This window comes from Paraburkholderia caffeinilytica (assembly GCF_046030355.1).
Taxonomy (GTDB): Bacteria; Pseudomonadota; Gammaproteobacteria; order Burkholderiales; family Burkholderiaceae; genus Paraburkholderia; species Paraburkholderia caffeinilytica_B.
The window spans coordinates 1-25,820 of the sequence record NZ_JAQQCQ010000008.1 but is presented as its reverse complement, the minus strand read 5'-3'; the positions used below and the strand labels follow the sequence as shown (position 1 = coordinate 25,820).

The 25,820-nt window shown below is 62.7% G+C and carries 19 protein-coding genes; 4 read left to right on the top strand and 15 right to left on the bottom strand.

Annotation, left to right across the window (positions count from 1 at the left end; translation table 11 throughout):
- Complete coding sequence (locus PQQ95_RS14240) at positions 1-3,309, top strand: efflux RND transporter permease subunit (RefSeq protein ID WP_408438025.1); 3,309 nt, start codon at positions 1-3, stop codon at positions 3,307-3,309.
- Between the two features lie 997 nt (positions 3,310-4,306).
- Here the strand turns inward: PQQ95_RS14240 and PQQ95_RS14235 are convergent.
- The 3 genes from PQQ95_RS14235 to PQQ95_RS14225 form a co-directional block, all read right to left on the bottom strand.
- Positions 4,307-4,771 carry a hypothetical protein gene (locus PQQ95_RS14235; RefSeq protein WP_408438024.1) on the bottom strand — a complete coding sequence of 155 codons (465 nt, stop codon included), beginning with the start codon at positions 4,769-4,771 and terminating at the stop codon, positions 4,307-4,309.
- A 104-nt stretch (positions 4,772-4,875) separates the two neighbouring features.
- Positions 4,876-5,439: a peroxiredoxin gene (locus tag PQQ95_RS14230; RefSeq protein ID WP_408438023.1), complete on the bottom strand. Its 564-nt coding sequence runs from the start codon at positions 5,437-5,439 to the stop codon at positions 4,876-4,878.
- A 138-nt stretch (positions 5,440-5,577) separates the two neighbouring features.
- Positions 5,578-6,912, bottom strand: a complete 1,335-nt coding sequence (locus PQQ95_RS14225) for an EAL and HDOD domain-containing protein (RefSeq protein ID WP_408438022.1) — start codon at positions 6,910-6,912, stop codon at positions 5,578-5,580.
- Between the two features lie 298 nt (positions 6,913-7,210).
- Here PQQ95_RS14225 and PQQ95_RS14220 point away from each other — a divergent pair, with 298 nt between their 5' ends.
- Both PQQ95_RS14220 and PQQ95_RS14215 read left to right on the top strand, forming a co-directional pair.
- The gene (locus PQQ95_RS14220) at positions 7,211-9,025 is read left to right on the top strand and encodes a putative bifunctional diguanylate cyclase/phosphodiesterase (protein WP_408438021.1); all 1,815 of its coding nucleotides are present in this window, start codon (positions 7,211-7,213) and stop codon (positions 9,023-9,025) included.
- Between the two features lie 91 nt (positions 9,026-9,116).
- Complete coding sequence (locus tag PQQ95_RS14215) at positions 9,117-10,574, top strand: HDOD domain-containing protein (RefSeq protein ID WP_408438020.1); 1,458 nt, start codon at positions 9,117-9,119, stop codon at positions 10,572-10,574.
- 174 nt (positions 10,575-10,748) lie between these two features.
- Here PQQ95_RS14215 and PQQ95_RS14210 read toward each other — a convergent pair whose 3' ends face one another.
- On the bottom strand, positions 10,749-12,131 hold the full coding sequence (locus PQQ95_RS14210) for an EAL and HDOD domain-containing protein (RefSeq protein WP_408438019.1): 1,383 nt from the start codon (positions 12,129-12,131) through the stop codon (positions 10,749-10,751).
- A gap of 277 nt (positions 12,132-12,408) precedes the next feature.
- On the opposite strand from PQQ95_RS14210, the gene PQQ95_RS14205 reads away from it, so the two are divergent.
- The gene (locus PQQ95_RS14205) at positions 12,409-13,167 is read left to right on the top strand and encodes an acetoacetate decarboxylase (RefSeq protein WP_408438018.1); all 759 of its coding nucleotides are present in this window, start codon (positions 12,409-12,411) and stop codon (positions 13,165-13,167) included.
- Positions 13,168-13,337: 170 nt separating this feature from the next.
- Here the strand turns inward: PQQ95_RS14205 and PQQ95_RS14200 are convergent, their stop codons facing one another.
- The 11 genes from PQQ95_RS14200 to PQQ95_RS14150 all read right to left on the bottom strand — a co-directional run bounded on the left by PQQ95_RS14200 (position 13,338) and on the right by PQQ95_RS14150 (position 25,291).
- Complete coding sequence (locus tag PQQ95_RS14200; protein WP_408438017.1) at positions 13,338-14,147, bottom strand: ABC transporter substrate-binding protein; 810 nt, start codon at positions 14,145-14,147, stop codon at positions 13,338-13,340.
- Positions 14,148-14,418: 271 nt separating this feature from the next.
- Complete coding sequence (astE, locus tag PQQ95_RS14195; protein WP_408438016.1) at positions 14,419-15,489, bottom strand: succinylglutamate desuccinylase; 1,071 nt, start codon at positions 15,487-15,489, stop codon at positions 14,419-14,421.
- Positions 15,473-16,813, bottom strand: a complete 1,341-nt coding sequence (gene astB / locus PQQ95_RS14190) for an N-succinylarginine dihydrolase (protein WP_408438015.1) — start codon at positions 16,811-16,813, stop codon at positions 15,473-15,475. The genes astE and astB overlap by 17 nt, the downstream gene beginning before the upstream one ends.
- Before the next feature lie 9 nt (positions 16,814-16,822).
- Positions 16,823-18,286 (bottom strand): succinylglutamate-semialdehyde dehydrogenase, encoded by a 1,464-nt coding sequence (gene astD / locus PQQ95_RS14185; RefSeq protein WP_408438014.1) that lies wholly within the window; start codon positions 18,284-18,286, stop codon positions 16,823-16,825.
- A 2-nt stretch (positions 18,287-18,288) separates the two neighbouring features.
- Positions 18,289-19,326 carry an arginine N-succinyltransferase gene (gene astA / locus PQQ95_RS14180; RefSeq protein ID WP_408438013.1) on the bottom strand — a complete coding sequence of 346 codons (1,038 nt, stop codon included), beginning with the start codon at positions 19,324-19,326 and terminating at the stop codon, positions 18,289-18,291.
- A complete protein-coding gene (gene aruF / locus PQQ95_RS14175) occupies positions 19,323-20,381 on the bottom strand; it encodes an arginine/ornithine succinyltransferase subunit alpha (RefSeq protein ID WP_408438219.1) in 1,059 nt (352 codons plus the stop codon). The genes astA and aruF overlap by 4 nt, the downstream gene beginning before the upstream one ends.
- Positions 20,382-20,436: 55 nt before the next feature.
- Positions 20,437-21,672 carry an aspartate aminotransferase family protein gene (locus PQQ95_RS14170; protein WP_408438012.1) on the bottom strand — a complete coding sequence of 412 codons (1,236 nt, stop codon included), beginning with the start codon at positions 21,670-21,672 and terminating at the stop codon, positions 20,437-20,439.
- A 243-nt stretch (positions 21,673-21,915) separates the two neighbouring features.
- Positions 21,916-22,965 (bottom strand): GlxA family transcriptional regulator, encoded by a 1,050-nt coding sequence (locus PQQ95_RS14165; RefSeq protein WP_408438011.1) that lies wholly within the window; start codon positions 22,963-22,965, stop codon positions 21,916-21,918.
- A 47-nt stretch (positions 22,966-23,012) separates the two neighbouring features.
- Positions 23,013-23,804 (bottom strand): ABC transporter ATP-binding protein, encoded by a 792-nt coding sequence (locus PQQ95_RS14160; RefSeq protein ID WP_408438010.1) that lies wholly within the window; start codon positions 23,802-23,804, stop codon positions 23,013-23,015.
- Between the two features lie 79 nt (positions 23,805-23,883).
- On the bottom strand, positions 23,884-24,597 hold the full coding sequence (locus tag PQQ95_RS14155) for an ABC transporter permease (protein WP_408438009.1): 714 nt from the start codon (positions 24,595-24,597) through the stop codon (positions 23,884-23,886).
- Between the two features lie 4 nt (positions 24,598-24,601).
- Entirely contained in the window at positions 24,602-25,291 is a 690-nt protein-coding gene (locus PQQ95_RS14150; RefSeq protein ID WP_012432581.1) for an ABC transporter permease, read from the bottom strand.
- Positions 25,292-25,820: the final 529 nt, after the last annotated feature.

The window sequence follows — 25,820 nt, the reverse complement described above, 5'->3', positions numbered from 1 at the left end:
ATGAACCTGTCGCGTCCGTTTATCTCCCGCCCGGTCGCCACCACGTTGCTGGCGATCGGCATCGCGCTGTCCGGTATTTTCGCGTTCACCAAGCTGCCGGTCGCGCCGCTGCCGCAGGTCGATTTCCCGACCATTTCGGTGCAGGCGACGCTGCCGGGCGCGAGCCCGGACACGGTCGCGACCAGCGTCGCGAGTCCGCTCGAACGGCATCTCGGCTCGATCGCCGACGTCACCGAAATGACCTCGCAGAGTTCGGTCGGCTCGACGCGCATTACGCTGCAGTTCGGCCTGAACCGCGATATCGACGGCGCCGCGCGCGACGTGCAAGCGGCCATCAACGCCGCACGCGCCGATCTGCCGGCGAGCCTGCGCAGCAACCCGACGTACCACAAGGTGAATCCCGCCGACGCGCCGATCCTGATTCTGGCGCTCACGTCGAAAACGCTGACCGCCGGCCAGTTGTACGACTCGGCGGCCACCGTGTTGCAGCAGTCGCTCTCCCAGGTGGACGGCGTCGGCGAAGTGGACGTGAGCGGCTCGGCCAATCCGGCGGTGCGTGTCGAACTGGAACCGAACGCCCTGTCCCACTACGGCATCGGTCTCGAAGACGTGCGCGCGGCGCTCGCCGCGGCCAACGCGAACAGCCCGAAAGGTTCGATCGAGTTCGGCCCGAACCGCGTGCAGATCTACACCAACGACCAGGCGAGCAAGGCCTCGCAATACAAGGACCTGGTCATCGCCTATCGCAATGGCGCGGCGGTGAAGCTGTCCGACGTCGCGGAAGTCGTCGACTCGGTCGAAGATCTGCGCAACCTGGGCCTCTTCAACGGCAAGCGTTCGGTGCTGGTGATCCTGTACCGCCAGCCCGGCGCCAATATCATCGACACCATCGACCGCGTGATGGGGATGCTGCCGCAGTTGCACGCGTCGCTGCCCGCCGACGTCGACATCGCGCCGGCCTCCGACCGCTCCACGACGATCCGCGCGTCGCTGAAAGACACCGAGCGCACGCTGATGATCGCGGTGGCGCTGGTGGTGATGGTGGTGTTCCTGTTCCTGCGCAACTGGCGCGCCACACTGATTCCGAGCGTGGCCGTACCGATCTCGATCATCGGCACGTTCGGCGCGATGTACCTGCTGGGTTTTTCGATCGACAACCTCTCGCTGATGGCGTTGACGATCGCGACGGGCTTCGTGGTCGACGATGCGATCGTGGTGCTCGAGAACATCTCACGGCATATCGAGAACGGCGTGCCGCGCATGAAGGCCGCCTTCCTCGGCGCGCGCGAAGTCGGCTTCACGGTGCTGTCGATCAGCATCTCGCTGGTCGCCGTGTTCCTGCCGATTCTGCTGATGGGCGGCATTGTCGGGCGGCTGTTCCGCGAGTTCGCGCTGACGCTGTCGCTCGCGATCGGCGTGTCGCTGATCGTCTCGCTCACCTTGACGCCGATGATGTGTTCGCGCCTCCTGCGCGAGGCGCACGAAAAGGAAGAGGAAGGACGTTTCGGCCTCTGGCTCGAACGCGGCTTCACGTCGATGCATCGCGGCTATGAGCGCAGTCTCGGCTGGGCGCTGCGGCACCCGCGCCTGATCGTCACGATTCTGCTGGCCACCATCGGACTGAACATCTGGCTGTACATCATCGTGCCGAAGGGCTTCTTTCCGCAACAGGACACGGGCCGGCTGATCGGCGGCATCCAGGCCGACCAGAGCACGTCGTTCCAGGCGATGAAGGGCAAATTCTCGGAGATGATGGAGATCGTCGGCAAGAATCCCGCGGTGGACAGCGTGGCCGGTTTCACCGGCGGCCGTCAGACCAATTCGGGCTTCATGTTCGTCTCGCTGAAACCGAAAAGCGAGCGCAAGCTGTCCGCCGACCAGGTGATCCAGCAACTGCGCGCCCCGCTCGGCGACGTGGCCGGCGCGCGGACGTTCCTGCAAGCGGTGCAGGACATTCGCGTGGGTGGCCGGCAATCGAACGCGCAGTATCAGTTCACGCTGCTGGCCGATTCGACGCCCGATCTGTATCTGTGGGGACCGAAGCTCACCGAGGCATTGCAAGCGCGCCCCGAACTCGCCGACGTGAATTCCGACCAGCAGCAAGGCGGCCTCGAGGCGATGGTGACGATCGACCGCGCAACCGCCTCGCGCCTCGGCATCAAGCCGGCGCAGATCGACAACACCTTGTACGACGCGTTCGGCCAGCGTCAGGTCTCGACGATTTACAACCCGCTGAACCAGTACCACGTCGTCATGGAAGTGGCGCCGAAGTACTGGCAGAGCCCGGACATGCTGAAACAGATTTACGTCAGCACCTCGGGCGGCAGCGCGAGCGGCGCGCAGACCACCAACGCCCCGGCCGGCACGGTAACGGCGCAGACAACGGCTAGCACGAGTGCGACGACGGGCGGCACAGCGGGCACGACGGCGTCGAGCGTGGCGAGCATCGCTGCCGATTCCGCGCGTAACCAGGCGATCAATTCGATTGCGGCGAGCGGCAAATCGAGTGCTTCGTCGGGGGCTGCCGTGTCGACGTCGAAGGAAACCATGGTGCCGTTGTCGGCGATCGCGAGCTTCGGACCGGGGAACACGCCGTTGTCGGTGAATCACCAGAGCCAGTTCGTGGCCTCGACGATCTCGTTCAATCTGCCGCCGGGCGTGTCGTTATCGACGGCGACGCAGGCGATCTACGACACGATGGCGCAGATCGGTATGCCGGGAACGATCCACGGCAGTTTTCAGGGGACGGCTCAGGCGTTCCAGCAGTCGATGTCCGACCAGCCGATTCTGATTCTGGCCGCGTTGGCGGCGGTGTATATCGTGCTGGGGATGTTGTACGAGAGTTATATCCACCCGTTGACGATTCTCTCCACCCTGCCCTCCGCCGGCGTGGGGGCGTTGCTGGCTTTGCTGCTGTTCAGGACTGAGTTCAGCATCATTGCGCTGATCGGGGTGATCTTGCTGATCGGCATCGTGAAGAAGAACGCGATCATGATGGTGGACTTTGCCATTGAGGCATCCCGGCATGGGTTGTCGTCGCAGGATGCGATTTATCAGGCGTGTATGTTGCGGTTCCGGCCGATCATGATGACGACTTGCGCGGCGCTTCTTGGGGCGTTGCCGTTGGCCTTTGGGCGTGGAGAAGGGGCGGAGCTTCGGGCTCCGTTGGGGATTGCTATTGTGGGTGGGTTGATTGTTAGTCAGATGCTGACGCTGTATACCACGCCGGTGGTGTATCTCTATATGGATCGGATTCGGGTGCGGTGGGAGTCGAGGAAGGGGCGTAGGGGGGGGATCGTGGCTTCTTGATTTTTTTGCCTGCGCGGCGCTTTTTTCTGTGTGCTTACGGTGTTGGGCTTTTCTTGGTTAATTGCCTGCGCGGCGCTTTGTTTGTCTGTGCGGCTATGGCTTTGGCCTTTCCTTGTTTTCTTATTGGTCTATTAGCGTCGCCCCTGTGCGGGGCGGCACTTACTTCTCTTTGCCGCCGCAAAGAGAAGTAAGCAAGAGAAAGCGGCTCACACCGCTAATTCTTAAGTGGGTCCCCCGCGCAGCCACGGTAGTGGTGCATCTGGAATCCGTGCTCCCGCACACTCCGCGTTCGTGACAAGGCCGTCATACTTCCCGCCTCGCACTGCGTGCTCGCCGGAAGGGAGCATCCCGAACCATTGGCTTCGTTGGGTGGGAGTGTCGGTTTTGTCCTGGCGATGCTGGCTGAGTGAGTGTTTTTCGAAAGGCCACTGACGCTGAACATAGCCATCAGCAAGCGAAGCGCCCAGGTGCCGAAAACAGCGGGCTGCATTCTGAAATACCACGGGTTCCGAAGTACCCGGATTCCGAATGCGGGGGATGCTTATGAACTACTGCCGAGCGCAAAAACGGCGGCTGCAGCAGGCTGCATTCTGAAATGCCGCGGGTTCGGAAGTACCCGGCTCCCGAATGCGGGGGCAGACTTATGAATTACCGCTGAGCGCAAAAACGGCGGCTGGTTTGATGAACTACCGCCACGGCGCGCGCAGCGCCGCCGGAAGTATGACTCCTTTGTCACTACCGCCGAATGCGCGAGGACACAGATTCCAGATGCACCACTACCGCGACTGCGCGGGGGACCCACTTAAGAATTAGCGGTGTGAGCCGCTTTCTCTTGCTTACTTCTCTTTGCGGCGGCAAAGAGAAGTAAGTGCCCGCCCCGCACAGGGGCGACACTAATAAACCAATAACAATTCAAGGAAAGGCCAACGCCTCAGGCAAACAACGAACAAGCGCCGCGCAGGCAAAACCCAAAACCAAACCGCAGACAAAAAAAACCTCAAAGCCTCTGCTCAACAGCAAGCAAAAAAATCCGCCGCCACTGTTTAGCTTGCCGCTCACCCAGCATAGGCAAAACCCAACCCTGACGCGTAGCATCTTTAACCATCAAAGCAATCTGCCATTGAGCATCATGGCCCTGCACTTCAGCCCCAAGCAGATCAGCAAAAATATAAGCCCCCTGCTCGCCGCCAAGGCGAATCTCACAAAACCGCTTACCGGCAGCAAGCCGCACCGCCCCCCAGGTTCCCGTGAGTTCATGCGTCCAATCGCCATCGCGAATATTAGGCGCGACTTCCTTCCGACGCCGCCACCCATAAACAACCGCAGCAATCAAAAGCAGCACAACAAGAACAGCAACCCCAACCGCAACAGCCAAACCAAAAGCCGCCTGCAGGGCATAAAACGCCCGCACTGCGCCATACACCACCGCGACCAGCGCAATCAACGCAACGATAATCGGCATCGCAAACTCACCCGCCCAAAAAAAGCTCAGGCTAGCACAGCCAACACCCCATCCCCACGGCAAAAAACCATTGCGAAAAATGCGCCATCGCGCGAGTCCCACCCCTACGGCTGCTTATGCGCCGCCGCCCAATCCTTCACCGCCTTCAGCGTGTTCTCGACATGCTTCTCCGGCGACAGGCTCGTGTACTCGTAAATGATCTTGCCATCCGGCGCAATCACGTACGACACACGATTGGCCATCGAACTATGCATCGGCATACCGACGTCATAAGCACCGATCACCTTCGAGTCAGCATCGGCCGCCACCGGGAATTTGCTGCGGCATTCGCTCACCGAAAACTTCGTCAAGGTGTCGATGTTGTCATGCGATACGCCAATCACCGTCGCACCATATTTCTTGTACTCGTCGACGGCTTCGGCAAACTCGTGGGCTTCGATCGTGCAGCCCTTCGTGAAGGCCGCCGGATAGAAATACAGCACCACCGGCCCTTTCTTCAACTCGTCGGCTAGCGAATAGGTGTAGGTCTTGCCACCCAGCGAAGCCTCGGTGGTAAACGGCGGCGCGGCATCGCCCGGTTTGAGCGTGGCTGAAGCCGTCAGCGAATGCATCGCGAATCCCACCGACAGGACGGCAGCCAGCGCCACCGGTATGAGCTTTCTCTTCATCTGCAGTCCCTCAAACGTGAATGCACGCGGTAAGTGCAATGAGCCGAAGGTCACGACGTCCGGCCGGACCCCGGCAACCCCAATACGCTATTGGAACACGTACAGACGAGGTACGTCAGAATCTGCTCGATGGACGCATCAGGCGGCTTCTTCGATATGCGCGCCGAACCACGCCGCAGCGGACAGGTTCAGCTCCGCCAGCACGTCGGGGGTAAGCGCCCCGAAGCCGGGCGGCGCATCGGGTCCGGCGGCGATCGCCGCGGCATCGGCGCCCTCGCCGGCCGCTTCGGCAATCCGCAACAAGGTGCCGAGCGCGCCGCCGCGCGTGACGATCGCTTCGCGAATCTGCGGAGCAAGGCCGAGTTTCTCGAGGACAGCCGCCGGCGTGCTGCCGATCACCACGTGGACCAGAGAAAAAATACCGGTCATGAACGCGGCATCGGCAAAGTCGTCATCTGCCGGGCGCAGCCACGCTGCGGCCAGTTCCATGAAACGCGAGCGCGTGCCGGCCAGTTGCACGAGCGGATCGGCGCGCCACGGCAACTCGCCGCTGTCCGCGTACAGCAGCAATTGCGCCCAGCGCGCAATCTGCCGCGTGCCGGTGGCGATGATGGCCTCGCGCAACGAGGCGATATTGCGCCCCAGCCCGAATGCGCTCGAATTGACGAGGCGCAGCAGTTGCACCACCACGCCCGGATTCAGCTTGAGCTCCGCTTCGAGCTCGACAATCCCGCCATCGCGCGACAGCAGCGCCAGCAAACGCAGCAGACCGGGACGCAGCGAGCGGTTGCGCGGCGCGGCCAGCACCTGCGGTCGCGCGAAGAAGTATCCCTGGAACAGATCGAAGCCGAGCTCGCGCGCCAGCATAAAGTCTTCGCGCGTCTCGACCTTCTCCGCGATCAGTGTCTTGCCATGGCTGCGGACCGTCGACGCCAGTTTGGCAAGCGCGGATCGCTCGGTCAGCAGGAAGTCGATCTTGACGATATCGGCGTGCGGCAGCGCGGCGAGCAGTTCGTCCGACAGTTCGCTGACGTCGTCGAGCGCCACCTGGAAGCCGGCGCGGCGCAATTCGGTCAGCCGGCGGGCCAGATGCGCGTCGAACTTGACGGTTTCGAGGACCTCGAGCACGAAACGCTCGGGCGGCATCAGGTGGACGATGTCGTTAAAAAGCAACGCGCGGTCGATATTGACAAAGCCGCGGTGCTGCCCCAGCACGGCCGCCACACCAATCCCGCCGATCGCGCGGGCCACGACCTGCGCCGTCGCCTGAGCGTCGTCGCTGACCTCGGCATAGTTATGCGCGCCGGCCCGGAACAATAATTCGTAAGCATGGAGCGCGCCGTCGCGATCGAGAATCGGCTGGCGGCCCAGATAGACGAACTGTGCCGCGGACGCCGGCTGGGCGTCGTCGGCACCTTGCTCGAGCACCTCGACGTGCCGGGGGGTGGCCCTGACAAAGTGGCGTTCAGACATGGATCATCGGTGCAAGTGTTCGGAAAGCTACGCAGCGGCGTCATCGCCGGCACTGCACAGCAGGTTTGACGTATTAACGGATACGAAGCCAATGCACTTTAACTGAATCGCCCGCGCGACGCCGCCGGGCCACGCCGCCGCGTCCTTACCATGTGTTTTTTACAGCAGGCACTAAAGATTTCCCGCAGCGGGTCGTTATCTCGTTCTGATGGGGCGGCCTGATACCCCTCAACCGCCCGGACACGGCGGACAGTGAGCCGCCCCGCCTGCAGACGAACACAGGTTGCCAGCGATAAACATGGAAGCGAACAGGATCACCGCGCCCCGCCGGGGCTCCTTGCGCACGGTCATCGACCGGTTTCGTGCGTTCGGCCGGCATGCCCAGGGCAAACCACAGGCCGACGCCAGCCGCACGGCTCAACTGGAACAGGTGGTCGGCGCCGTGGATCTGCTGGCGCACATCGATGAGGGCCTGCGCTTCCTCTATGTGTCCGACGCCAGCCTGCGCTTCATCGGCTATCACCGCGAATATCTCGAGACCATTACGCTGCACGATCTCGTGGCGCCCGCCGACGTGCCGCGCCTCGACGCGCTGCTGACGCGCGCCACCGCGACGGGCAACGTCGAGAAGGCCACGCTCGGTCTCATCAAGTCGCTGACCTACCCGATTACCGTCGAGCTGCGGGTGGTGCGCAGCAGCCACGACGGCATCGACGGCTATGCGATCGCCGGCTTCGACGTGTCGGCCTGGCGCGCCACCGAGGAACGCCTGACCCAGGCGCTGCATCTGGACCGCCTGACCAACCTGGCCAATCAGCCGGCGCTGATCCCCGCGGTGCTCGACGCGCAACGGCAAGCCGACGCGCACGGCACGCCGGCCGCGCTGTTGCTGCTGGATCTCGACGACTATCAGCGCGTCAACCGCGCGCTCGGCTACGATGCCGGCGACGAGATGCTGCGCGACACCGCGCGGCGTCTATTGAACATGACGAGCCCGAGCGAGACGGTGGCGCGGGTCGCCAGCGACGAGTTCGCGATCCTCGTGAAGCCTGCCGCGAGCCGCACCGACGCGGCCGCCGCGGCAGAAGTGCTGGCGCGCCGCCTGTTGACCGCGATCCAGCAGCCGTACGTCTTCAACGGCCAGCAGGTGCATCTGTCGGCCAGCATCGGCATCGCGCTCTACCCCGACGTGCGCCACGCCAACGACAATGCCGCGCACGACACCCACCTGCTGCGCTGGGCCGACCATGCGCTGCTGCAGGCCAAGGCGGCCGGCGGCAATACGCTCGCCTTTTACGTACCGGACGACAATCCCGCCGATGCCGAGCGCCTGAAGCTGGAGGCCGACCTCTACGACGGCGTGCGCAACGGCGAGTTCTCGCTGCACTTCCAGCCGATCACGAGCAGCCGCACGCATGGCGTGGTCGGCGTCGAAGCGTTGATCCGCTGGTTGCATCCCGTGCACGGCCTCGTTCCGCCGTCGATGTTCATTCCGCTCGCGGAATCGATCGGTCTGATCAACTTCCTCGGCAACTGGGTGTTGAAAGTGGCCTGCATGCAGTTGATCCAGTGGGACGCGCGGGGCATCTCGTTGCAATACGTCGCGGTCAACGTGTCGCCGCAGCAGTTCCGCGATCCGCGTTTCAAGGACAGCGTGCGCGAAGCGATCGAGTTGACGGGCATCGACCCGCGCCGCCTCGTGTTCGAGATCACCGAAAGCCTGCTGATGCACGACCCGGCGCATGCCAAAGGGTTGCTCGAAGAACTGACGGCGATGGGCATCCGCTTCGCCGTCGACGATTTCGGCACCGGCTATTCCAGCCTGGCGTACCTGCAACGGTTCCCCCTGGCCAAGCTCAAGATCGACAGGAGTTTTGTCGAGAATCTGCTAACCTCCCGGAACGATCAGGCAATCGTTAGCGCGGTCGTCGGGCTCGCACAAACGCTCGATCTCGAACTGGTTGCCGAGGGCGTCGAAACGGAAGCACAGCGCACCCTGCTCACCGAGATGGGCTGCGACCATATTCAGGGATGGCTCGTCTGCAAGGCGTTGCCCTCCGACGAACTCGCACTGCGTTTCGAAGCGCGCACGCTTCATCTGCACACCGCATGACGATACGGGCAAACCTCGTGCGCAGTGGAAGATGCCGGCCTCGCGCCGGTGTGGCACTCATTGGAACATGTATGGCTTTGGCGGGACTCACATGGTAAAGGCGGCGGTGCTCGACCGGCTCTGGACGCGAATGAGCGAGCGCGGCGATTTCCCCATGCTGTCGCAATCGCTGCGCACCACCATGGCGGCGATGAACAACGACGACCTCGACTTCACCGGCCTCGTGCAGGTCGTGTTGTCGGATTTCGCGTTGACGCAAAAAGTGCTGCGCCTGGCCAACTCGGCCATGTACATGGCGTTCGGCGGCAACATCACCACCGTGTCGCGCGCGCTGATGGTGCTCGGCATGGACGCGGTCGGCCATCTGGTGGTCGGCCTGAAAATCGTCGATCACTTTCATCACAGCGCGCCGCGCCGCATCGACGCGAAACTCGAATTGAACCGCACGCTGCTGTCGGGCTGCGTGGCGCGCAAGCTGACCGAGCGCGGCGATCTGCGTGCCGGCGAAGAGGCCGTGGTCTGCACGCTGATGCGGCAGATCGGCAAGCTGCTGGTGGTGTTCTATCTCGACGCCGAATGGGATCAGATCCGCCGGCATATCGAAGACGGCACGCTCGAAACCGATGCCTGCGTGCTGGTGCTCGGCGTCACGTTCGACGAAATCGGCGCCGAAGCGGCGGTACGCTGGCGCCTGCCGGACATGATCCGCTCCGGCATGGGCGAGTTCGATCCGCTGGATGTCGAGCAGCCGCGCCAGGTGCAGTGGCTGCGCGCCATCACCAACTATTCGACGGCGGTCGCCGACGTGCTGACCCAGCAGAACATGCCGGACTGGGCGCGCGAAGAACGCATCGCCGAACTGGCGCGCGAATACAGTCACGCACTGAATACCGATCCGGACGTGTTGCACGAGATGAGCATCGCGCTCGCCCGTGAAGAAGGCGGCGACGGCGTGATGCGCGAGATCGTCGAACTGCGCGCCAATGCGGACGCCATCGCGCGCGAGGCGCTCAATCCGGAAGCACGCATCGCGGCGGGGGTGGGCGATCTGCGCGGCCTGCCCGACGGCAGCGCGCTCGCGCCGGCCCTCGCACTGGCCGCGGAAACCGTGCTGGCGGCGCTCGGCTTTGCGCGCACGGTGGTGTTCGTCAAGCACAGCAACGGCACCTTCAAGGCGCGCCTCGGGCTCGGTCCGAAGATCGATGCGGCATTGCCGAAGCTCTCGTTCAACACCGCGTTCGAGCCCGACGTGTTCCATCTCGCGATCGCGAACTCGGTCGGCATTTTCATCGAAAATGCCCGCGACCCGAAAATGGTCGCGCGATTACCGGAATGGTTCCGCCGTTCGTTCGACGACGCCCGCGCCTTCGTGCTGCTGCCGGTCGTCGACGAAACCGATCAGACGGTGGCGCTGCTCTATGGCGACTGGTCTCATACGCAGGAGCCACGCCGAATATCGCAGAAGGAAATGAGCGCGTTGAATGAACTGGCCAAGGAGTTAGGACGTTTTTTTGGCCTGGGGCAGATGCAGGAAATGGAGATGACGTGAAGACGTGGCGTGATCGTTGATCACGGTGCTTCACGCTCACCAGTTTTGTATTTGCCCTAAGTCGTGCTTCTCAGTCGTACTTCTCAGTCGTGCATCTTGGTGAATGAATGCCCGATGTGCAAAGGCCGGCATGCGCAACATGCCGGCCTCTGATTCAAACCTCAACCCTTCCCCTCAATCCTCGATCCGCTCCAGCCCCTCGGCACTCCGATCCGCGGTCCCGGCCCACGCCCCTGCCGCCAGGCCGAGCAGCGCGACCTCTTCCGTCGTCAGCGGCTGCAGGCGCGCACACAGGGTATCGATCTCATCCCACGCGCCGCGTTCAAGCGCTTCAACCACCGTCAGCAGCAACCCCAGCACGCCTTGCCGGTGCAGGATACCCGCCTGAATCGGCCGCGATAGCGTCAGCACATTCAGCGTGCTTTCGAGCGAGCCACCAAACACCGCGTCGACAAACGAAAACACGCCGGTCAGAAACGCCGCATCGGCCTCGTCGCGCCCGACGTCGGGCAGACGCTCGATCGCCAGTTCCATGAAACGCGCGCGGGTCGCCGCGAGTTGCAGCAAAGGGTCGTCTTCCAGCGCGACCTTGCGGCCGTCCGCATAGAGCAGCAATTGCGTCCAGCGGGCGATGCGGTTGGTACCGGTCGCGTTGATCGCTTCGCGTAGCGTGCTGACCTTGTGGCCCACGGCGAGGCCGCTCGAATTGGCGAGCTTCATCAGATGCATTACCAGCACCGGATTGAGCTTCAGTTCGGCTTCGAGTTGCGCGACAGTCGGCTCGCCCGCCAGCAGTTGCAGCAGGTTCAGCAATGCGTGGCGCGGTGCGCTGACACGCCGTGTCATCGAAGTCTGCGGACGGGCAAAGAAGTAACCCTGAAAACGGTCGAAGCCGAGTTCATGCGCCGTTTCGAAATCGGCCTGATCGTCGATGCCCAGTGCGATCAACAGCTTGCCAGCGGACTTGAGCACACTCGTCAGCTTGGGCAACAACACGCGAGGCGCACGCGTGAAATTGATCTTGACGACTTCCGCGTACGGCAGCAGCTTGGCGAACGTCTCGTTGGGCTGCGTCACCTCGTCGAGCACGAAGCGATAACGCCGGCCGTGCAATTCAACGATCCGTGCGACCAGTTCGTCGTCGACTTCGATCGAAGGCGCCAGTTCGAACATGAAACGATCCGCCGGCAGATGCTGGATCGAGTCGTCGAACAACATGTCGCGGCTTACGTCGATGTAAGCCGGATGCCCGGTGAGCGCGCCGCGTACATTGCTCTGGCTCAGGCCACGCACAATGGCCCGCACCACCTGCTGCGCGGGATCGGGCGCGCGGCCCGGCAAGGCGTCAGCATCCGCAGTCGAATCAGTCGTGCGCCCCGCGGCCGGGGCTGCGTCGGGTTCGGCGCTCGCAGGCAAAGCCGGCGCGCGCACTTTAATCTCATAGCCGCACAGCATGCCGTCCCGATTCAGAATCGGCTGGCGTGCGAAGCTTGCATTCAGTTGCGCATCGTCCGTAGCCCCCGTCCGGCTCGGATTCTCGATTGCGATGGTGGTCATTCCGGTCCCCCGCTAAGCGCCGCCTGGCGCTTCCTGCTGTATTTTGGTTTTTGCTGCACTAATCATCGCGCGCATCCCAGGCCCGAGGCCCTTTGCGCATGCGGTGCGCCCGGCGATTTTAGCTCAGGCCGCTGCGCGCGGACATGTCAACGCCGCAATATCTCGAAATAATTGGCGGCCCGCTTCGCTGAAAGCCTGGAGAGAATCGACGATACTCTTGTGCAGTGCAAAAGCGTTCCACCACTGCCCTACCCGCCTTTAACCACCAAGGAAAATCATGGACGTCAAAAGCGTGCTGTCAAATGCCTTCGCGATGCCGATCACGAGCCCGGCGTTTCCGATGGGTCCGTATCGTTTCATTGACCGGGAATTCCTGATCATCACCTACCGCACTGATCCGGATAAACTGCGCGCCGTGGTGCCCGAACCGCTCCAGATCGGCGAGCCGCTGGTGCATTACGAATTCATTCGCATGCCGGATTCGACCGGTTTCGGCGACTACACGGAAAGCGGCCAGGTGATCCCGGTGTCGTACAACGGTGTGGCGGGCGGCTACACGCTGGCCATGTATCTGGACGACCATCCGCCAATCGCCGGCGGCCGCGAATTGTGGGGCTTTCCGAAGAAGCTTGCCAAGCCGGTGCTCGAAGTACACACGGACACACTCGTCGGCACGCTCGATTACGGCCCTATCCGCATCGCTACCGGCACGATGGGCTACAAACACCGGCAACTGGATCTCGCGCAGCAACAGAAGCGTCTGGAGACGCCGAACTTCCTGCTGAAGGTGATTCCACACGTAGACGGCACGCCGCGCATTTGCGAACTGGTGCGCTACTACCTGCAGGACATCACGCTCAAAGGCGCATGGACGGGCCCCGCCGCGCTCGACCTGGCACACCATGCGCTGGCGCCGGTCGCGGAATTGCCGGTGCTCGAAATCGTCGAGGCACGGCATCTGATCGCCGACCTGACGCTCGGACTCGGTGAAGTGGTGTTCGACTATCTCGATCAGCCCGAAGCCAACGTTCGCTGACCGACTGTCATCGTGCCGTGCGCACAACGCGCATGAAACGCACGAAGCAATGCGCCAGGCGCACATGAGGCAGACCCCGCTTCAAGCGCCACCCCCAATGCAAACGGCCGCGATCAGCGGCCGTTTGCATGTCACCCAACCTGACTCGCACGCCCAAGGCGCGCTGCGTCTTACTTCAACACGACCTTCACGTCGAAGTACTTCGCGGCGAAGCGGTCGATCGTGCCGTCGGCCTTCAGTTCCTTGAGCGCCTGGTTCAACGCGTCCTTCAAGGCCTTGTCACCCTTGCGAACGCCGTAGCCCACGCCCGCGCCGAGCAGCTTCTCATCAGAGACGGCCGGGCCGGCGAATTCAAAGCCCGCGCCCTGCGGTTTCTTCAGGAAGCCTTTCGAAGCGGCTTCTGCGTCCTGGAATGCAGCATCCAGACGGCCCGATGCCAGGTCGGCGTAGATCTGGTCCTGCGTCTGATATGGCACGACGTCGACGCCCGCCGGCGCCCAGCGCGCCTTCGCATACGTTTCCTGAATCGTGCCTTGCAGCACGCCGACGTGCTTACCCTTGAGCGAGGCCGGTGTGGGCAGCAGACCGCTGCCCTTCTTCGCGATCATCTGATTCGGGATCGTGTAGATCGGATCAGTAAAGTCGATGGCCTGGCGGCGCTGTTCCGTGATCGTCATGTCCGAGTTGATCGCGTTGAACTTGCGCGCTTCCAATGCCGGAATCAGACCGTCGAACGAATTCTCGACCCACACGCACTTCGCCTTCAGCTTCGCACACACGGCATTGCCGATGTCGATATCGAAACCTTGCAGTTCGCCCGACGACGACTTCGATTCGAACGGCGCGTACGACGCCTCAACGCCAAAACGCACTTCCTTGATATCCGCCGCCGATGCGGCCGCCGCCGTCGTGGTGCCGGCCGTTACCGTTGCCGTCGCGAACAGCGCGAGCGCGGCCATGTTTCGCCAATTCATCTTCATTACGGGTGTTCCTCTACGGTATTGAATAAAACGGAGCCGAATGCTGGCCAGCATGATTGCCGCGCCAAAAATGCGATTCAAACTCGTGCGGCCAGTGTGGTGCAGCGCAACAGCCGCGAGGGCGGGATTGTACAGGCTCCGCAAAGCCCGCCTGGCGGGCATGGGAAAGAGCGCCTTTCACGCGACACCAGGCAGATGCACAGCGAAGGTGCAAAATTCGTGTCGCGCTTAGGCAAGCGGCGAGGTGTAAAGGCAGGGAACCGGCGTGCGGCTAAACCAGCTTGGAGAGCGTGTCCTGCGTCGTCTCGACCACCAGCAAACCCGCGCGCAAGCCCGGCTTGACGGTTGCGTTCGGAAACACGAGGCGTTCCTCATCGTGACGTACGGTGTAGCGATAGTCGCCATCGCGCGCGAGCACGGTGTTCTTCACGAAGGGCGTGAAGTTCGGCACATCTGCGGCGACCAGCAATTCGAACGCGTCGCTCTGCTTGGTGAGCTGGTCGATCACGGTGAACACGCGCGGCATGGCCGGGGACACGTTGCCGTTCTCTGTACCGGCCAGCAGATGACGCAGTGCTTCGTCCGCGCCGGCGAAACGCGTCAGATCGTTCTGACCGAACGGGCGGACCTTGCCGAGTTCGAGCGTACAGGCCTCGGCACCACAGGCCTGCGCGGTGAAGTGCGAGTACGTGTTGCCCTTGGTGGTATGAAGCAGAACCGCGCTGATGCGTGCTTCACCGAGCCACTCGAACATGGCGCGCGAAAACGGCTTGCCGGTGTGGGGCAACAAGGCGAATTGCTCGAAAGCCGACGGACGGATCGCCGTATGCATGTCGACGTGCCAACGGGCGCCCGGCTCCTCGCCCTGCCCCTGTGGCGCCGCGGCAAAGAACTGCGTTGCGGCACGCTCCAATGCGGCCGCGCGCGGCGCTTCGTGGCTATGCGGCAACTGCTCGTGACGTCCGCTAAAGAGGCGGTTCAGATCGTCGTCGCGATAGCGGCACGCGTCGCGCATGGCGTCGACGTTGCCGAGAATCACCAGCAGGCGGCAAGTCAGCGCAGCGCGGCCTTGCGCGATATCGCGCACGAGATACGACAGCAGTTCGATCGGCGCGGTCTCGTCGCCATGCACGCCGGCGGAAGCGAGCACGCTGCGCGCGCCCTTCTCCAGCGCCACAGGCTCGAGTTGCAGAACACCTTCGTCGAGCCATGACCAGCGCACGCCGCCGTTCGCGCACACACCCTGCGCTTCCTGCGCGCCTGGCCGCGTCCCCGCCAACGTCCAGGCAAGGAAATCGTCGAGCATCGGAACCGGCATGCCGTGCTCAGCGCTGGAAGTCATACAGCGAACCCAGACCGAGAATCTGCGTCAGTTCATCGAGCGCGGTGCGCGACTCGGCGAGCAATTGCGGATCGGTCAGATCGGACGGTGCGAGACGATCGCGATAATGCTTTTCGATCCACGTATCGAGGCGGCCGAACAGCGTGTCGTTGATCCACACGCCAGACGTCACCGCCGCGCGCTCCGCATCGTTCAACACCACCCGCAGACGCAGACACGCCGGGCCGCCGCCGTTCTTCATGCTTTCACGCAGATCGAACACGAGCACGTCGTCGATCGGACCTGTGTGCGAGGTCAGATCGTCCAGATAGGCACCCACGCGCTCGTTCTCGCGGCATTCCTGCGGCACCACCAGTACCTGCTTGCCGTCCGGGCGCGTCAGCAACTGGCTGTTGAACAGGTACGACGTGACCGCGTCGGACACGCTCACCTGCGCGTCGGGCACTTCGATCACGTTGAACTCGGCCTTCAGCCCGGAGAGCTTCGTGCGCAGTTCGTCGTACACCGCGTTCTGTTCGACAAACGCGAGTTGATGGCAGAACAGCGTATTGCGATTGCCGACCGCGATCACGTCGTTATGGAACACGCCCGCGTCGATCACGTCGGGGTTCTGCTGCGCGTACACCGTGGCCGCTTCTTGCAGACCGTGACGATGTGCGACCGCGCGGCTCGCCTCGAACGTCTGACGCGCGGGAAAACGCTTCGGCTCCGGTCCACGGCGATATTCGCTGCGTCCGTACACGAAGAATTCGACGCCACGTGTGCCGTATTCCGAGCAAAAGCGCGTGTGGTTCGCCGCGCCTTCGTCGCCGAGTGCAGGCGTGCCGGGCAGCGCTTCATGCACCGCGAAACGATCCGCGTCGCTGAAAATCGCGCGCAAGGTACGGCGCGTCGATTCATGCTCGATCGCGCGATGCAGTTTGCTGCACAGATTGGCCGGCGTGAAATGCACGCGGCCGTCGTGCGTGTCGGCGGAAGGACTGACCGTCGCCGCATTCGCGGTCCACATCGCCGAAGCCGAACTCGCCGCGGCCAGCAGCTCGGGCGCGTCTTTCGCGACGCGTGCGATCACCGTCGCGTCGTCGCCGGAAAAACCGAGTTCGCGCAACAGGCGCATCGACGGACGCTCCTGCGGCGGCAACACGCCCTGATGAAAGCCGAGGTCGGCCAACTGCTTCATCTTGCGCAGGCCCTGCTTCGCGGCCGCCTTCGGATTCGCAATCGACTTCTCGTTGTTCTGCGAGGCGACGTTGCCGAACGAGAGTCCCGCGTAGTTGTGAGTCGGGCCGACGAGACCGTCGAAATTGGCTTCAGTGGCTTGCATCGTCGATCCTTAGAATTGAAGACCCGGCGAGACGCTCGCGGGCATGTGCAGTTGCGCGCTTTCGACGGACGCCATCGGATAGGCGCAGTAGTCGGCAGCATAGAACGCGCTCGGCCGGTGATTGCCCGAACGCCCCGGACCACCGAACGGTGCGCCCGACGACGCCCCGTTGGTCGGCCGGTTCCAGTTGACGATGCCCGCGCGAATGGTGCGCTGGAAATGCGTCCACAGGGTTTCGTCGTCCGCGAGCAGGCCGGCGGAGAGGCCGAACTCGGTGTCGTTGGCTTTGTCGAGCGCTTCGTCGAACGTGCCGTAGCGAACGATCTGCGCCAGCGGCCCGAAATGCTCTTCGTCCGGCAGATTCTTCACAGCGGTCACGTCGAGAATCGCGGGCGTGACGAAGCCGAGTTTCAGATCGCGCTGTTCCATTTTCAGGAGCGCCTTCGCGCCATCGGCCAGCAGACGCTCCTGCGCCGCGACCAGACGTGAAGCCGCACGCGCCGAGATCACCGCGCCCATGAACGGCTGCGGATCGGCGTTGTATTCGCCGACGCTGATGCGCGACGTCACTTCGGTCAGGCGCGTTACAAAACGGTCACCGAACGCGTCGTTCGGTACGAAAATACGGCGCGCGCACGTGCAACGCTGCCCTGCCGACAGAAACGCCGACTGGATCGTGTGATGCACCGCAGCGTCGATATCGGCCACGGGTCCGATCACGAGCGGATTGTTGCCGCCCATTTCCAGCGCGAGAACGATCTCCGGACGGCCGCCGAACTGCTTGTGCAGCAATGTTCCGGTATCCGAACTACCCGTGAAGAACAAGCCGTCTATCTGACGATGGTTGGCGAGTGCAATACCCGTCTCTTTCTCCCCCTGCACCAGATTCAGCACGCCAGCGGGCAAGCCCGCATCGCGCCAGATCTGCACGGTAAGTGCAGCCACGCCCGGCGCGAGCTCGGACGGCTTGAACACCACCGCGTTCCCCGCGATCAGCGCCGGCACGATATGCCCGTTCGGCAAATGCCCCGGGAAGTTATACGGCCCGAACACCGCGACCACGCCATGCGGACGATGCCGCAGCACGGCGGTGCCGTCGGCCATCGGCGAACGCTTTTCACCGGTACGTTCGTTGTATGACTGAATCGAAATCTCGACCTTCGCTGCCATCGAGGCTGCTTCGGTACGCGCTTCCCACAGCGGTTTGCCGGTCTCGCGGCCGATCGCTTCGGCGAGCGCTTCCTTGCGTTCCGTCACAAGCGCGGCGAAGCGGCGCACCACGCCACAACGTTCGTCGAGGCTCAAGGCCGACCACGCCGCGAACGCACGGCGGGCGCTGCGTACGGCATGATCGACGTCGTCCGTCGAGGCGCTGTTGCCTTCCCACACCGTCGCGCCCGTACCCGGGTTGCGCGACGCGAATGCGGGTCCTGTGCCGGCGGCCCATTCGCCGTCGATGAAAAGCTCGCTCATGATCATCCTTGTTTGTGTTTCAGCGGCAGCACCCGAACCGGGTCGCCTGCCTTGACGTCGAGTGCGGCCGCCTCGGCGGCGCTCATGCGGAATACGCCGTCTTGCGGTACGCCCGCGACCACGCCGACGCGGAAATCGCCCAGCGACGTGTTCGATACCATCGAACGCGGTGCATCCTGCGGCGCGCCTGCCGGCACGTCGGCGATCTCGACCGGCACCACCACGCTTTCGCGCACGGTGCGCAAGTCGGCGATATGGCATTCGAGCACCGGGCCCGCATCGAAGATATCGACATGATTCTCGTAGCGCAGCCCTTCCGATTCGAGCATGCGGCGCGCCGGAATCGTGTCGTTATGCGTGAGGCCTACGCATTCCTGCGCTTCTTCCGGCAACAGTTCGACATACACCGGATAACGCGGCATCAGCTCGGCGAGAAACGCCTTGCGGCCATGCGAACTCAGATAGTCCGCCGCGTTGAAATCGATCTGGTAGAAATGCGAGCCGACCGCGCGCCAGAACGGCGAGGTGCCTTCCGCATCGAAATGGCCGCGCAATTCCGCGCACAAACGCTGCGGAAAGCGCTCACGAAACTGCGCGAGAAACATGAAACGCGAACGCGACAGCAAGCCACCGACACCGCTCGTGCGATAACGCGGGCTCAGGAACAGCGAACACACTTCGGCGTAACCCGTCAGGTCATGCGAAATGTTCAGCGCGCGCATGCGCGTCCAGATGCCGAGGTCCTGGCTCGCGTGCACGACCGTGCTCACGCGATAGTTGTAGAACGGCTGCTGCAGGCCAACTGAAGTTTCGATGCCGCACACGCCGGCCACGTCGCCGGTGTCGGTGTCTTCCATCACGAAGAAGTAACCGGCTTCGTGCGGTTCGGCCTTGTCTTCCATCGTGCGGCGGGCACGTTCAACGCGCGCAGCCAGCGCATCGCGATCCGGCTTGAACGTGGTGAGACCGGGACCGGTCTCCTGCGCGAGCCGCATGAGCGCATCCACATCGCCTCGTTGCACAACGCGAACGACGATCATTGTGCCTCTCCCGTCAACGCTTCCTGATGCGGCTGATGCAGTGGCACGCAGCGTACCGCGTCACCCTCCTGCACGCCGAGTGCGGCGCGCGCCGCATGCGACAACGACGCGCCCGTTGCTTTACCGCCTGACAAGTCACCGAGCACGCAGCGGAACTCGCCGTCCGCACCGTTATGCGCGATCAGATACGTCGAACCGTCGACCGCCGCGCCGGCTTCGCGCACTACACGCGTTTCATTGCGCGTCACACAGGCGCTGCGATCCACCTGCGCGGTCAGCACCGGACCGGCGTCGAAAATATCGATGAAACGGTCCGTCTCGAAGCCTTCTTCCAGGTGAATCTCATACGCGAGCAGCGCCTTCGAATCCGGCTCGCCGAGCACGCGCTGCGCGGCTTCCGGCAGCAAGGGCACGTAGATCGGATAGGTCGGCATCACTTCGGCGATAAAGGTGCGGCTGCGGCCGCCCGATTCGATTTCGATGTCGGCAAAATTGCGGCCGAAGAACTTGCGCCCCACCGCTTCCCAGAACGGCGACACGCCTGAGTCGTCAGTCACGCCGAGCAGCAGCGAGAACACCTCCGGCGTGAAACGCTTGCGATTCGCGGCGATATACATCATCCGCGCCCGCGACATCAGATGCGCGGCCGCATCGCCGCGCAGCGACGGGTCGATGTAAAAACCCGCCAGCCGGCTCTTGCCCGTCAATTCATGCGACATGGTCAGCGCGTGAATCTTGCGGTTCACGTGCAGTTCACGCGACGCATGAATCAGCGCGTCATTGCGAAACGCGTAGAACGGGTCCGAATAACCGGCCGCGGCGACGATACTCGCCGTGCCCATCAACTTGCCGCTCTCCGCATCCTCGAGCACGAACAGATAGAACTCCTCGCCCGGAAAATCGACGTCCGCGCGAAACGAGTCTTCCGACAACGCGACACGCGCTTCGAGCGCGCGCCGGTCGTGCGGCAGCGAATGCAACACCGGTTGCGCGGTGCGCGCCATATGTTCGAGCGCATCGAGATCGGCGAGGCGGCCGGGGCGTACGAAGAGCATCATCGTTCCTGTTGAATGTGACGCATGGTTCAATGCTTTAGCGCCGTGCCGCAGTTCACTTCGACGCCGCTTCAGTCTTGGCGCCGACGATCTCTTCGATCGCTTTCGCCAGACGCGCGAAGCCCTCATCCATATCGTCGAGCGGCATGATCAGCGACGGCACGAAGCGCAGCACGTCCGGACCCGCCATCAGCATGATTACGCCGTGCTGACCCGCAGCCGTGACGAAATCTTTCGCGCGGCCCTTGAATGCGTCGGTCAATTCAGCACCGATCAGCAGACCCTTGCCGCGCACTTCCTTGAACAGACCAAAGCGCTCGTTGAGTTTCGCGAGCTGGCCCTTCAATGCTTCGCTGCGCGTACGCACACCTTCGAGCACCTTCGGATCGCTGATCAGTTCGACCACCTTTTCCGCGATCGCCGCGCCCAGCGGATTGCCGCCGTAGGTCGTGCCGTGCACGCCGACCTTGAAGTGCGCGGCCAGTTCGTTGGTGGTCAGCATCGCGCCGATCGGGAAACCGTTACCGAGCGCCTTCGCGGTGGTCAGGATGTCCGGCGTCACGCCAGTGTCCTGATATGCGTAGAAATAGCCGCTGCGGCCCACACCCGTTTGTACCTCGTCAAAAATCAACAGTGCGCCGTGTTCATCGCAGGCTTCCCGCAATGCTTTCAGGAACGCCGGATCGGCCGGGATCACGCCGCCTTCGCCCTGAATCGGCTCGACGATCACCGCGCAGGTTTGCGCGCCGATGGCCTTCTTCGCCGCTTCGATGTCGTTGTACGGCAGGTGGGTGATGCCCTCAGGCACGGGGCCAAAACCTTCCGAGTACTTCGGCTGGCCACCGACGCTCACCGTGAAGAACGTGCGGCCATGGAACGACTGCGTGAACGAAATGATTTCGACCTTATCGGCGCCATGGCGCTCGAACGCAACGCGGCGCGCCAGCTTCAGCGCGGCTTCGTTGGCTTCCGCGCCCGAGTTGGCGAAGAACGCGCGGTCGGCGAAAGTCAGGTCTTCAAGACGTTTGGCGAGACGCAGCACCGGCTCATTGGTATAGCCATTGCCGATGTGCCACAGCTTGCCGCCCTGCTCGTGCAGGACTTTCAGCAGTTCGGGATGCGCGTGACCCACCGCGGTGACGGCGATACCGCCGGCGAAGTCGATATAGTCGCGGCCTTGCGTATCCCAGACACGTGAGCCGAGACCGCGATCCGGCACGAAGGCGGCGGGCGAAAACACCGGCACCATCACTTCGTCGAAGGTCTGGCGTGTCACAGTCAGGTCGTTCATGGCGAATCCTCGTTACAGGTGAGAGGTAATACACGTAGTGTAGGAAACCGAACGCGATACGTCTTGCGCATACGCGACGCTTTCTATGGGCTTCCGGCGGATATGTCGCGCGGCATGCCACTGGCAGGCCGCAAACAGCACGCTTTCCGGCCGTTTATTTCGCCTGGTCGGCTTGCTTGCCTCGCTGACTTACCGGCTCGGCTGTTCATTTCGCCGCTTGTTCAGCTTACTTGTCCGACTAGCCTATTCCGCCGTGCCGGGCGGCTCGATCAACGCGGCCGGCCGCGGCTCGCTGGCCGCGGCGCCCGTTGCGCCTGTCTGCTTGTCGATCCAGTTACGACGATCCTCGCGGGGTGTGACATTAAAGCGTTCGCGATAAGCATTCGAAAAATGCGCCGCCGACGAAAACCCGCAAGCAAGGCTGATCTGCACCACCGATTTGCTGGTGCGCTGCAATTGCGTACGCGCTTTCGAAAGCCGCAGGCCAAGATAGTATTTCGACGGCATCGAGCCGAGATACTGACGAAACAGGCGTTCCAACTGACGCCGCGACACACCGACAAGCCCGGCGATTTCATCCGTGGTCAGCGGGTCTTCGATATTTGCTTCCATCAGCATCAGCGCGTCGTTCAGACGCGGATGGCGCTCGCCCGGCGCGGTCACGAACGGAATACGCTGACGTTCTTCGCCCGCGCGCAACACGCCGACACCGAGCGTATCCGCAATCCGGTCCGCCAATTCCGGTCCGTGATCGCGGCCGATCATGGCGAGCATGAAGTCGACGGTTGCCTGACCGCCCGCGCAGGTGGCGCGATCACGGTCGATTTCGAAAATTTGCTGGGTGACGATCGAGCGCTCGAATTGCTCGGAGAACTGCTGATAGGTTTCCCAATTGACGCTCACGCGATAGCCCGACAACTGCCCCGCCATAGCGAGCCACCAAACACCATGATGAATGCCCGTGACGAGCGGCGTGCGCTGCCCGACGCGCGACAAACTTGCCAGAAACAGCCGGTAGTCGGCGAATTGCTGGAACCGTTCGCTGACGATGATCAGCCAGTCGCACGAAATCGCGTCGCCGAAAGCGGCATCGGCCGGCCATTGCGCACCGCCCGACAAGGGCACCGCGCGGCCATCCCACGAACACACCTGCACGCGGTACAGCGCCCGGCCGTCGATTTCGTTGGCGAGATTGAGTGCGTCGACAATCGGCCCCACGCCCGACATCGACACCGGCGGCAAGGCGACGATGGCGACCTGCGTGGTGCGAGCCGGGTTGGACGTACGAGCCATCACTTATGAGTAAAACGCGAGCAGGACGCGAAAGCGCGAGCCGCGCGTTACTTCAGACTGCCGGACAGGAACTGCTTGAGCCGTTCGCTGCGCGGCGCGCTCAGTACTTCGGCAGGCAAGCCCTCTTCTTCGGTGCGGCCCTGGTGCAGGAACATCACATGGTTCGATACGTTGCGCGCGAAACCCATTTCGTGCGTGACGACGATCATCGTACGGCCTTCTTCGGCGAGCTTCTGCATGACCTTCAGCACTTCGCCCACCAGTTCGGGATCGAGCGCGGAGGTAGGCTCGTCGAACAGCATCACGTCGGGGTTCATGGCCAGCGCACGCGCAATGGCGACGCGTTGCTGCTGACCGCCTGACAGATGCGACGGATACTGCTTTTCCAGACGCGGTGCGAGCCCCACCTTCTCGAGATATTCACGCGCACGTTCTTCGGCCTCGCGACGCGACAAGCCGAGCACGTGAATCGGCGCTTCGACGATGTTCTCGATCACGTTCATGTGCGCCCACAAGTTGAAGTGCTGGAACACCATTGCCAGTTTCGTGCGGATGCGTTGCAACTGCTTGTGATCGGCCACTTCCAGATTGCCCGCGCGGTCGGCTTTGGTTTTAACCATTTCGCCGTCGACGACGATCTGCCCCGCGTTCGGCCGCTCCAGAAAATTGATGCAGCGCAGGAAGGTGCTCTTACCCGACCCGCTCGCACCGATGATGCTGATCACGTCGCCCTTGTTCGCGTTGAGCGACACGCCCTTGAGCACTTCGTTGTCGCCGTAGCGCTTGTGGATGTCCTGAACGGCGAGCTTGCAAGCTTCGGTTTGAGTCGTGTGGAGCAAGATGCTCTCCCTTTGAAAATACGGATCAGTCCTGGTGACGGCGCAAGCCAGTCGCGCCGCTCTATCGAAACCTGCCTGCTCAGTGCGTGCGCACCGCCAGGTAACCCAGCCAGTGACGCTCTGCGCGGCGGAACAAGGCCACCAGCGCGAACGATACCACCAGGTAAATCAGCGCCGCGAGGCCGAACGCATCGAACGACTGATACGTGGCGGAATTCGCGTCGCGCGCCACTTTCAGGACGTCCGGCACCGTGGCCGTGAACGCAACCGTGGTGGCATGCAGCATCAGGATCACTTCGTTACTGTACAACGGCAGCGCCCGGCGCAGCGCGGACGGTATCACAATGCGACGATACATCGTGAACCCGCTCATCCCGTAAGCACGGGCCGCTTCCACTTCGCCGTGCGAGGTCGAACGGATCGCACCGGCGAAAATTTCGGTGGTATATGCGCAGGTATTCAGGGCGAAGGCGAGAATCGCGCAGTGAAAGCCGCTGCGAAAAAACGCGTCGAGCAACTGATGCGAGCGCACGAATTCGAGGCTGTACATACCGGTGTAGATCAGCAGCAGTTGCACGTACAACGGCGTGCCACGAAACACGTAGGTATAGAGACGCACCGGCGTCGACAGCCAGCGCTTCTTCGATACGCGCGCCACCGCAAGCGGAATCGACGCGAAAAACCCGATTCCGATCGACGCCACCAGCAGCCACAGCGTGACCGCCAGACCGGACATGCGCTGACCGTCCCAGTAGAGGAACGCGCGCCAGAATTGATTGAGAATGTCGATCATGGTCTTAGAGTTCCGCGTGGCGCACGCCAATGGAATAGCGCTTTTCCAGCCAGATCAGCACGAGATTCGACGCGGTGGTGATCGCCAGATAAATCAGCGCGGCGACCAGAATGAAGAAAAACATGTTGAAGGTACTCTTGCCGGCGTCCTGAGCGGCCTTGACGACGTCGGCGAGACCGATGATCGACACCAGTGCCGTGGCCTTGACCAGCACTTGCCAGTTATTGCCGATGCCGGGCAGCGCGAAGCGCATCATCTGCGGAAACAGGATGCGCGTGAACACGCGCGCGCCGCTCATGCCGTACGCACTGCCCGCTTCGAGCTGGCCGCGCGGCACCGCGAGAAACGCGCCGCGAAAGGTCTCGGTGAAGTACGCGCCGTAGATGAAGCCTAGCGTCAGCACGCCGGCCACGAAGGGATCGATATCGAATTGCGGCAGATTGAGCGCGTCGGTGAGATTGTTGACGGCGATCTGGATGCTGTAGAACAGCAGCAGCATGAGCACGAGGTCGGGCACTGAGCGGATCAGCGTCGTATAACCGGTTGCGATCGCCCTGAGCGGGCGGTTGAAGGAGAGTTTCGCCGCCGCGCCCGCGAGACCGAGCAGCACGGCGGCTGCCAGCGACAGGACGGACAGCTCGATCGTCTGGATCGTGCCGGCCAGCAACACCGGGCCAAAGCCGTAAAGGAACACGCGCGTCTCCATCCAGGATTTATTGAGGATGTCATGGATGGGGGCGGGTTATGCCTGCCCGACTCATCCGGCATGGCGCGGAGTCTCGCAAGCGGAAATTAATTTCTCAAAGGGGAGTTGGGGGTGTGCTGCGATGCAGCAATTGGCCGTTTGGCACGGGTGGGGGCTTGCAGGGCTTGGTTTTGTGGGGGATATGGGTTTGTAAGGGGGGAAGTGCGCTGCGAGCGCTGCCGCGATTTAGCAAGTTTTGGGTCGCTTTTTCGATAGAGGATGAGGGGGGGGGTGCCTCCGGCGGGGGTGTGGTTGGTTTTGGGGTTTTGGGTTTTTTGCCTGCGCGGCGCTCTTGTTGTCTGTTTGTCTCGGGTGTTGGCCTTTTCTTGAATTGCTAGTGGTCTATTAGTGTTCGCCCCTGTGCGGGGCAGGCACTTACTTTCTTTGCCGCCGCAAAGAAAGATAAGCAAAGAAAGCGGCTCACACCGCAAATTCTTAAGCGGGTCCCCCGCGCAGTTACGGTAGTGGTGCATCTGGA

What these genes read in the sequence shown, in the direction of transcription:
- astA (WP_408438013.1), bottom strand. Translation starts at nt 19,326, where the DNA reads ATGATCGTCGTTCGCGTTGTGCAACGAGGCGATGTGGATGCGCTCATG.
- PQQ95_RS14200 (WP_408438017.1), bottom strand. Translation starts at nt 14,147, where the DNA reads ATGAAGATGAATTGGCGAAACATGGCCGCGCTCGCGCTGTTCGCGACG.
- astD (WP_408438014.1), bottom strand. Translation starts at nt 18,286, where the DNA reads ATGAGCGAGCTTTTCATCGACGGCGAATGGGCCGCCGGCACAGGACCC.
- PQQ95_RS14155 (WP_408438009.1), bottom strand. Translation starts at nt 24,597, where the DNA reads ATGATCGACATTCTCAATCAATTCTGGCGCGCGTTCCTCTACTGGGAC.
- aruF (WP_408438219.1), bottom strand. Translation starts at nt 20,381, where the DNA reads ATGCTCTTCGTACGCCCCGGCCGCCTCGCCGATCTCGATGCGCTCGAA.
- PQQ95_RS14225 (WP_408438022.1), bottom strand. Translation starts at nt 6,912, where the DNA reads ATGTCTGAACGCCACTTTGTCAGGGCCACCCCCCGGCACGTCGAGGTG.
- PQQ95_RS14215 (WP_408438020.1), top strand. Translation starts at nt 9,117, where the DNA reads ATGGTAAAGGCGGCGGTGCTCGACCGGCTCTGGACGCGAATGAGCGAG.
- astE (WP_408438016.1), bottom strand. Translation starts at nt 15,489, where the DNA reads ATGACTTCCAGCGCTGAGCACGGCATGCCGGTTCCGATGCTCGACGAT.
- PQQ95_RS14240 (WP_408438025.1), top strand. Translation starts at nt 1, where the DNA reads ATGAACCTGTCGCGTCCGTTTATCTCCCGCCCGGTCGCCACCACGTTG.
- PQQ95_RS14205 (WP_408438018.1), top strand. Translation starts at nt 12,409, where the DNA reads ATGGACGTCAAAAGCGTGCTGTCAAATGCCTTCGCGATGCCGATCACG.
- PQQ95_RS14170 (WP_408438012.1), bottom strand. Translation starts at nt 21,672, where the DNA reads ATGAACGACCTGACTGTGACACGCCAGACCTTCGACGAAGTGATGGTG.
- PQQ95_RS14230 (WP_408438023.1), bottom strand. Translation starts at nt 5,439, where the DNA reads ATGAAGAGAAAGCTCATACCGGTGGCGCTGGCTGCCGTCCTGTCGGTG.
- PQQ95_RS14220 (WP_408438021.1), top strand. Translation starts at nt 7,211, where the DNA reads ATGGAAGCGAACAGGATCACCGCGCCCCGCCGGGGCTCCTTGCGCACG.
- PQQ95_RS14210 (WP_408438019.1), bottom strand. Translation starts at nt 12,131, where the DNA reads ATGACCACCATCGCAATCGAGAATCCGAGCCGGACGGGGGCTACGGAC.
- astB (WP_408438015.1), bottom strand. Translation starts at nt 16,813, where the DNA reads ATGCAAGCCACTGAAGCCAATTTCGACGGTCTCGTCGGCCCGACTCAC.
- PQQ95_RS14165 (WP_408438011.1), bottom strand. Translation starts at nt 22,965, where the DNA reads ATGGCTCGTACGTCCAACCCGGCTCGCACCACGCAGGTCGCCATCGTC.
- PQQ95_RS14235 (WP_408438024.1), bottom strand. Translation starts at nt 4,771, where the DNA reads ATGCCGATTATCGTTGCGTTGATTGCGCTGGTCGCGGTGGTGTATGGC.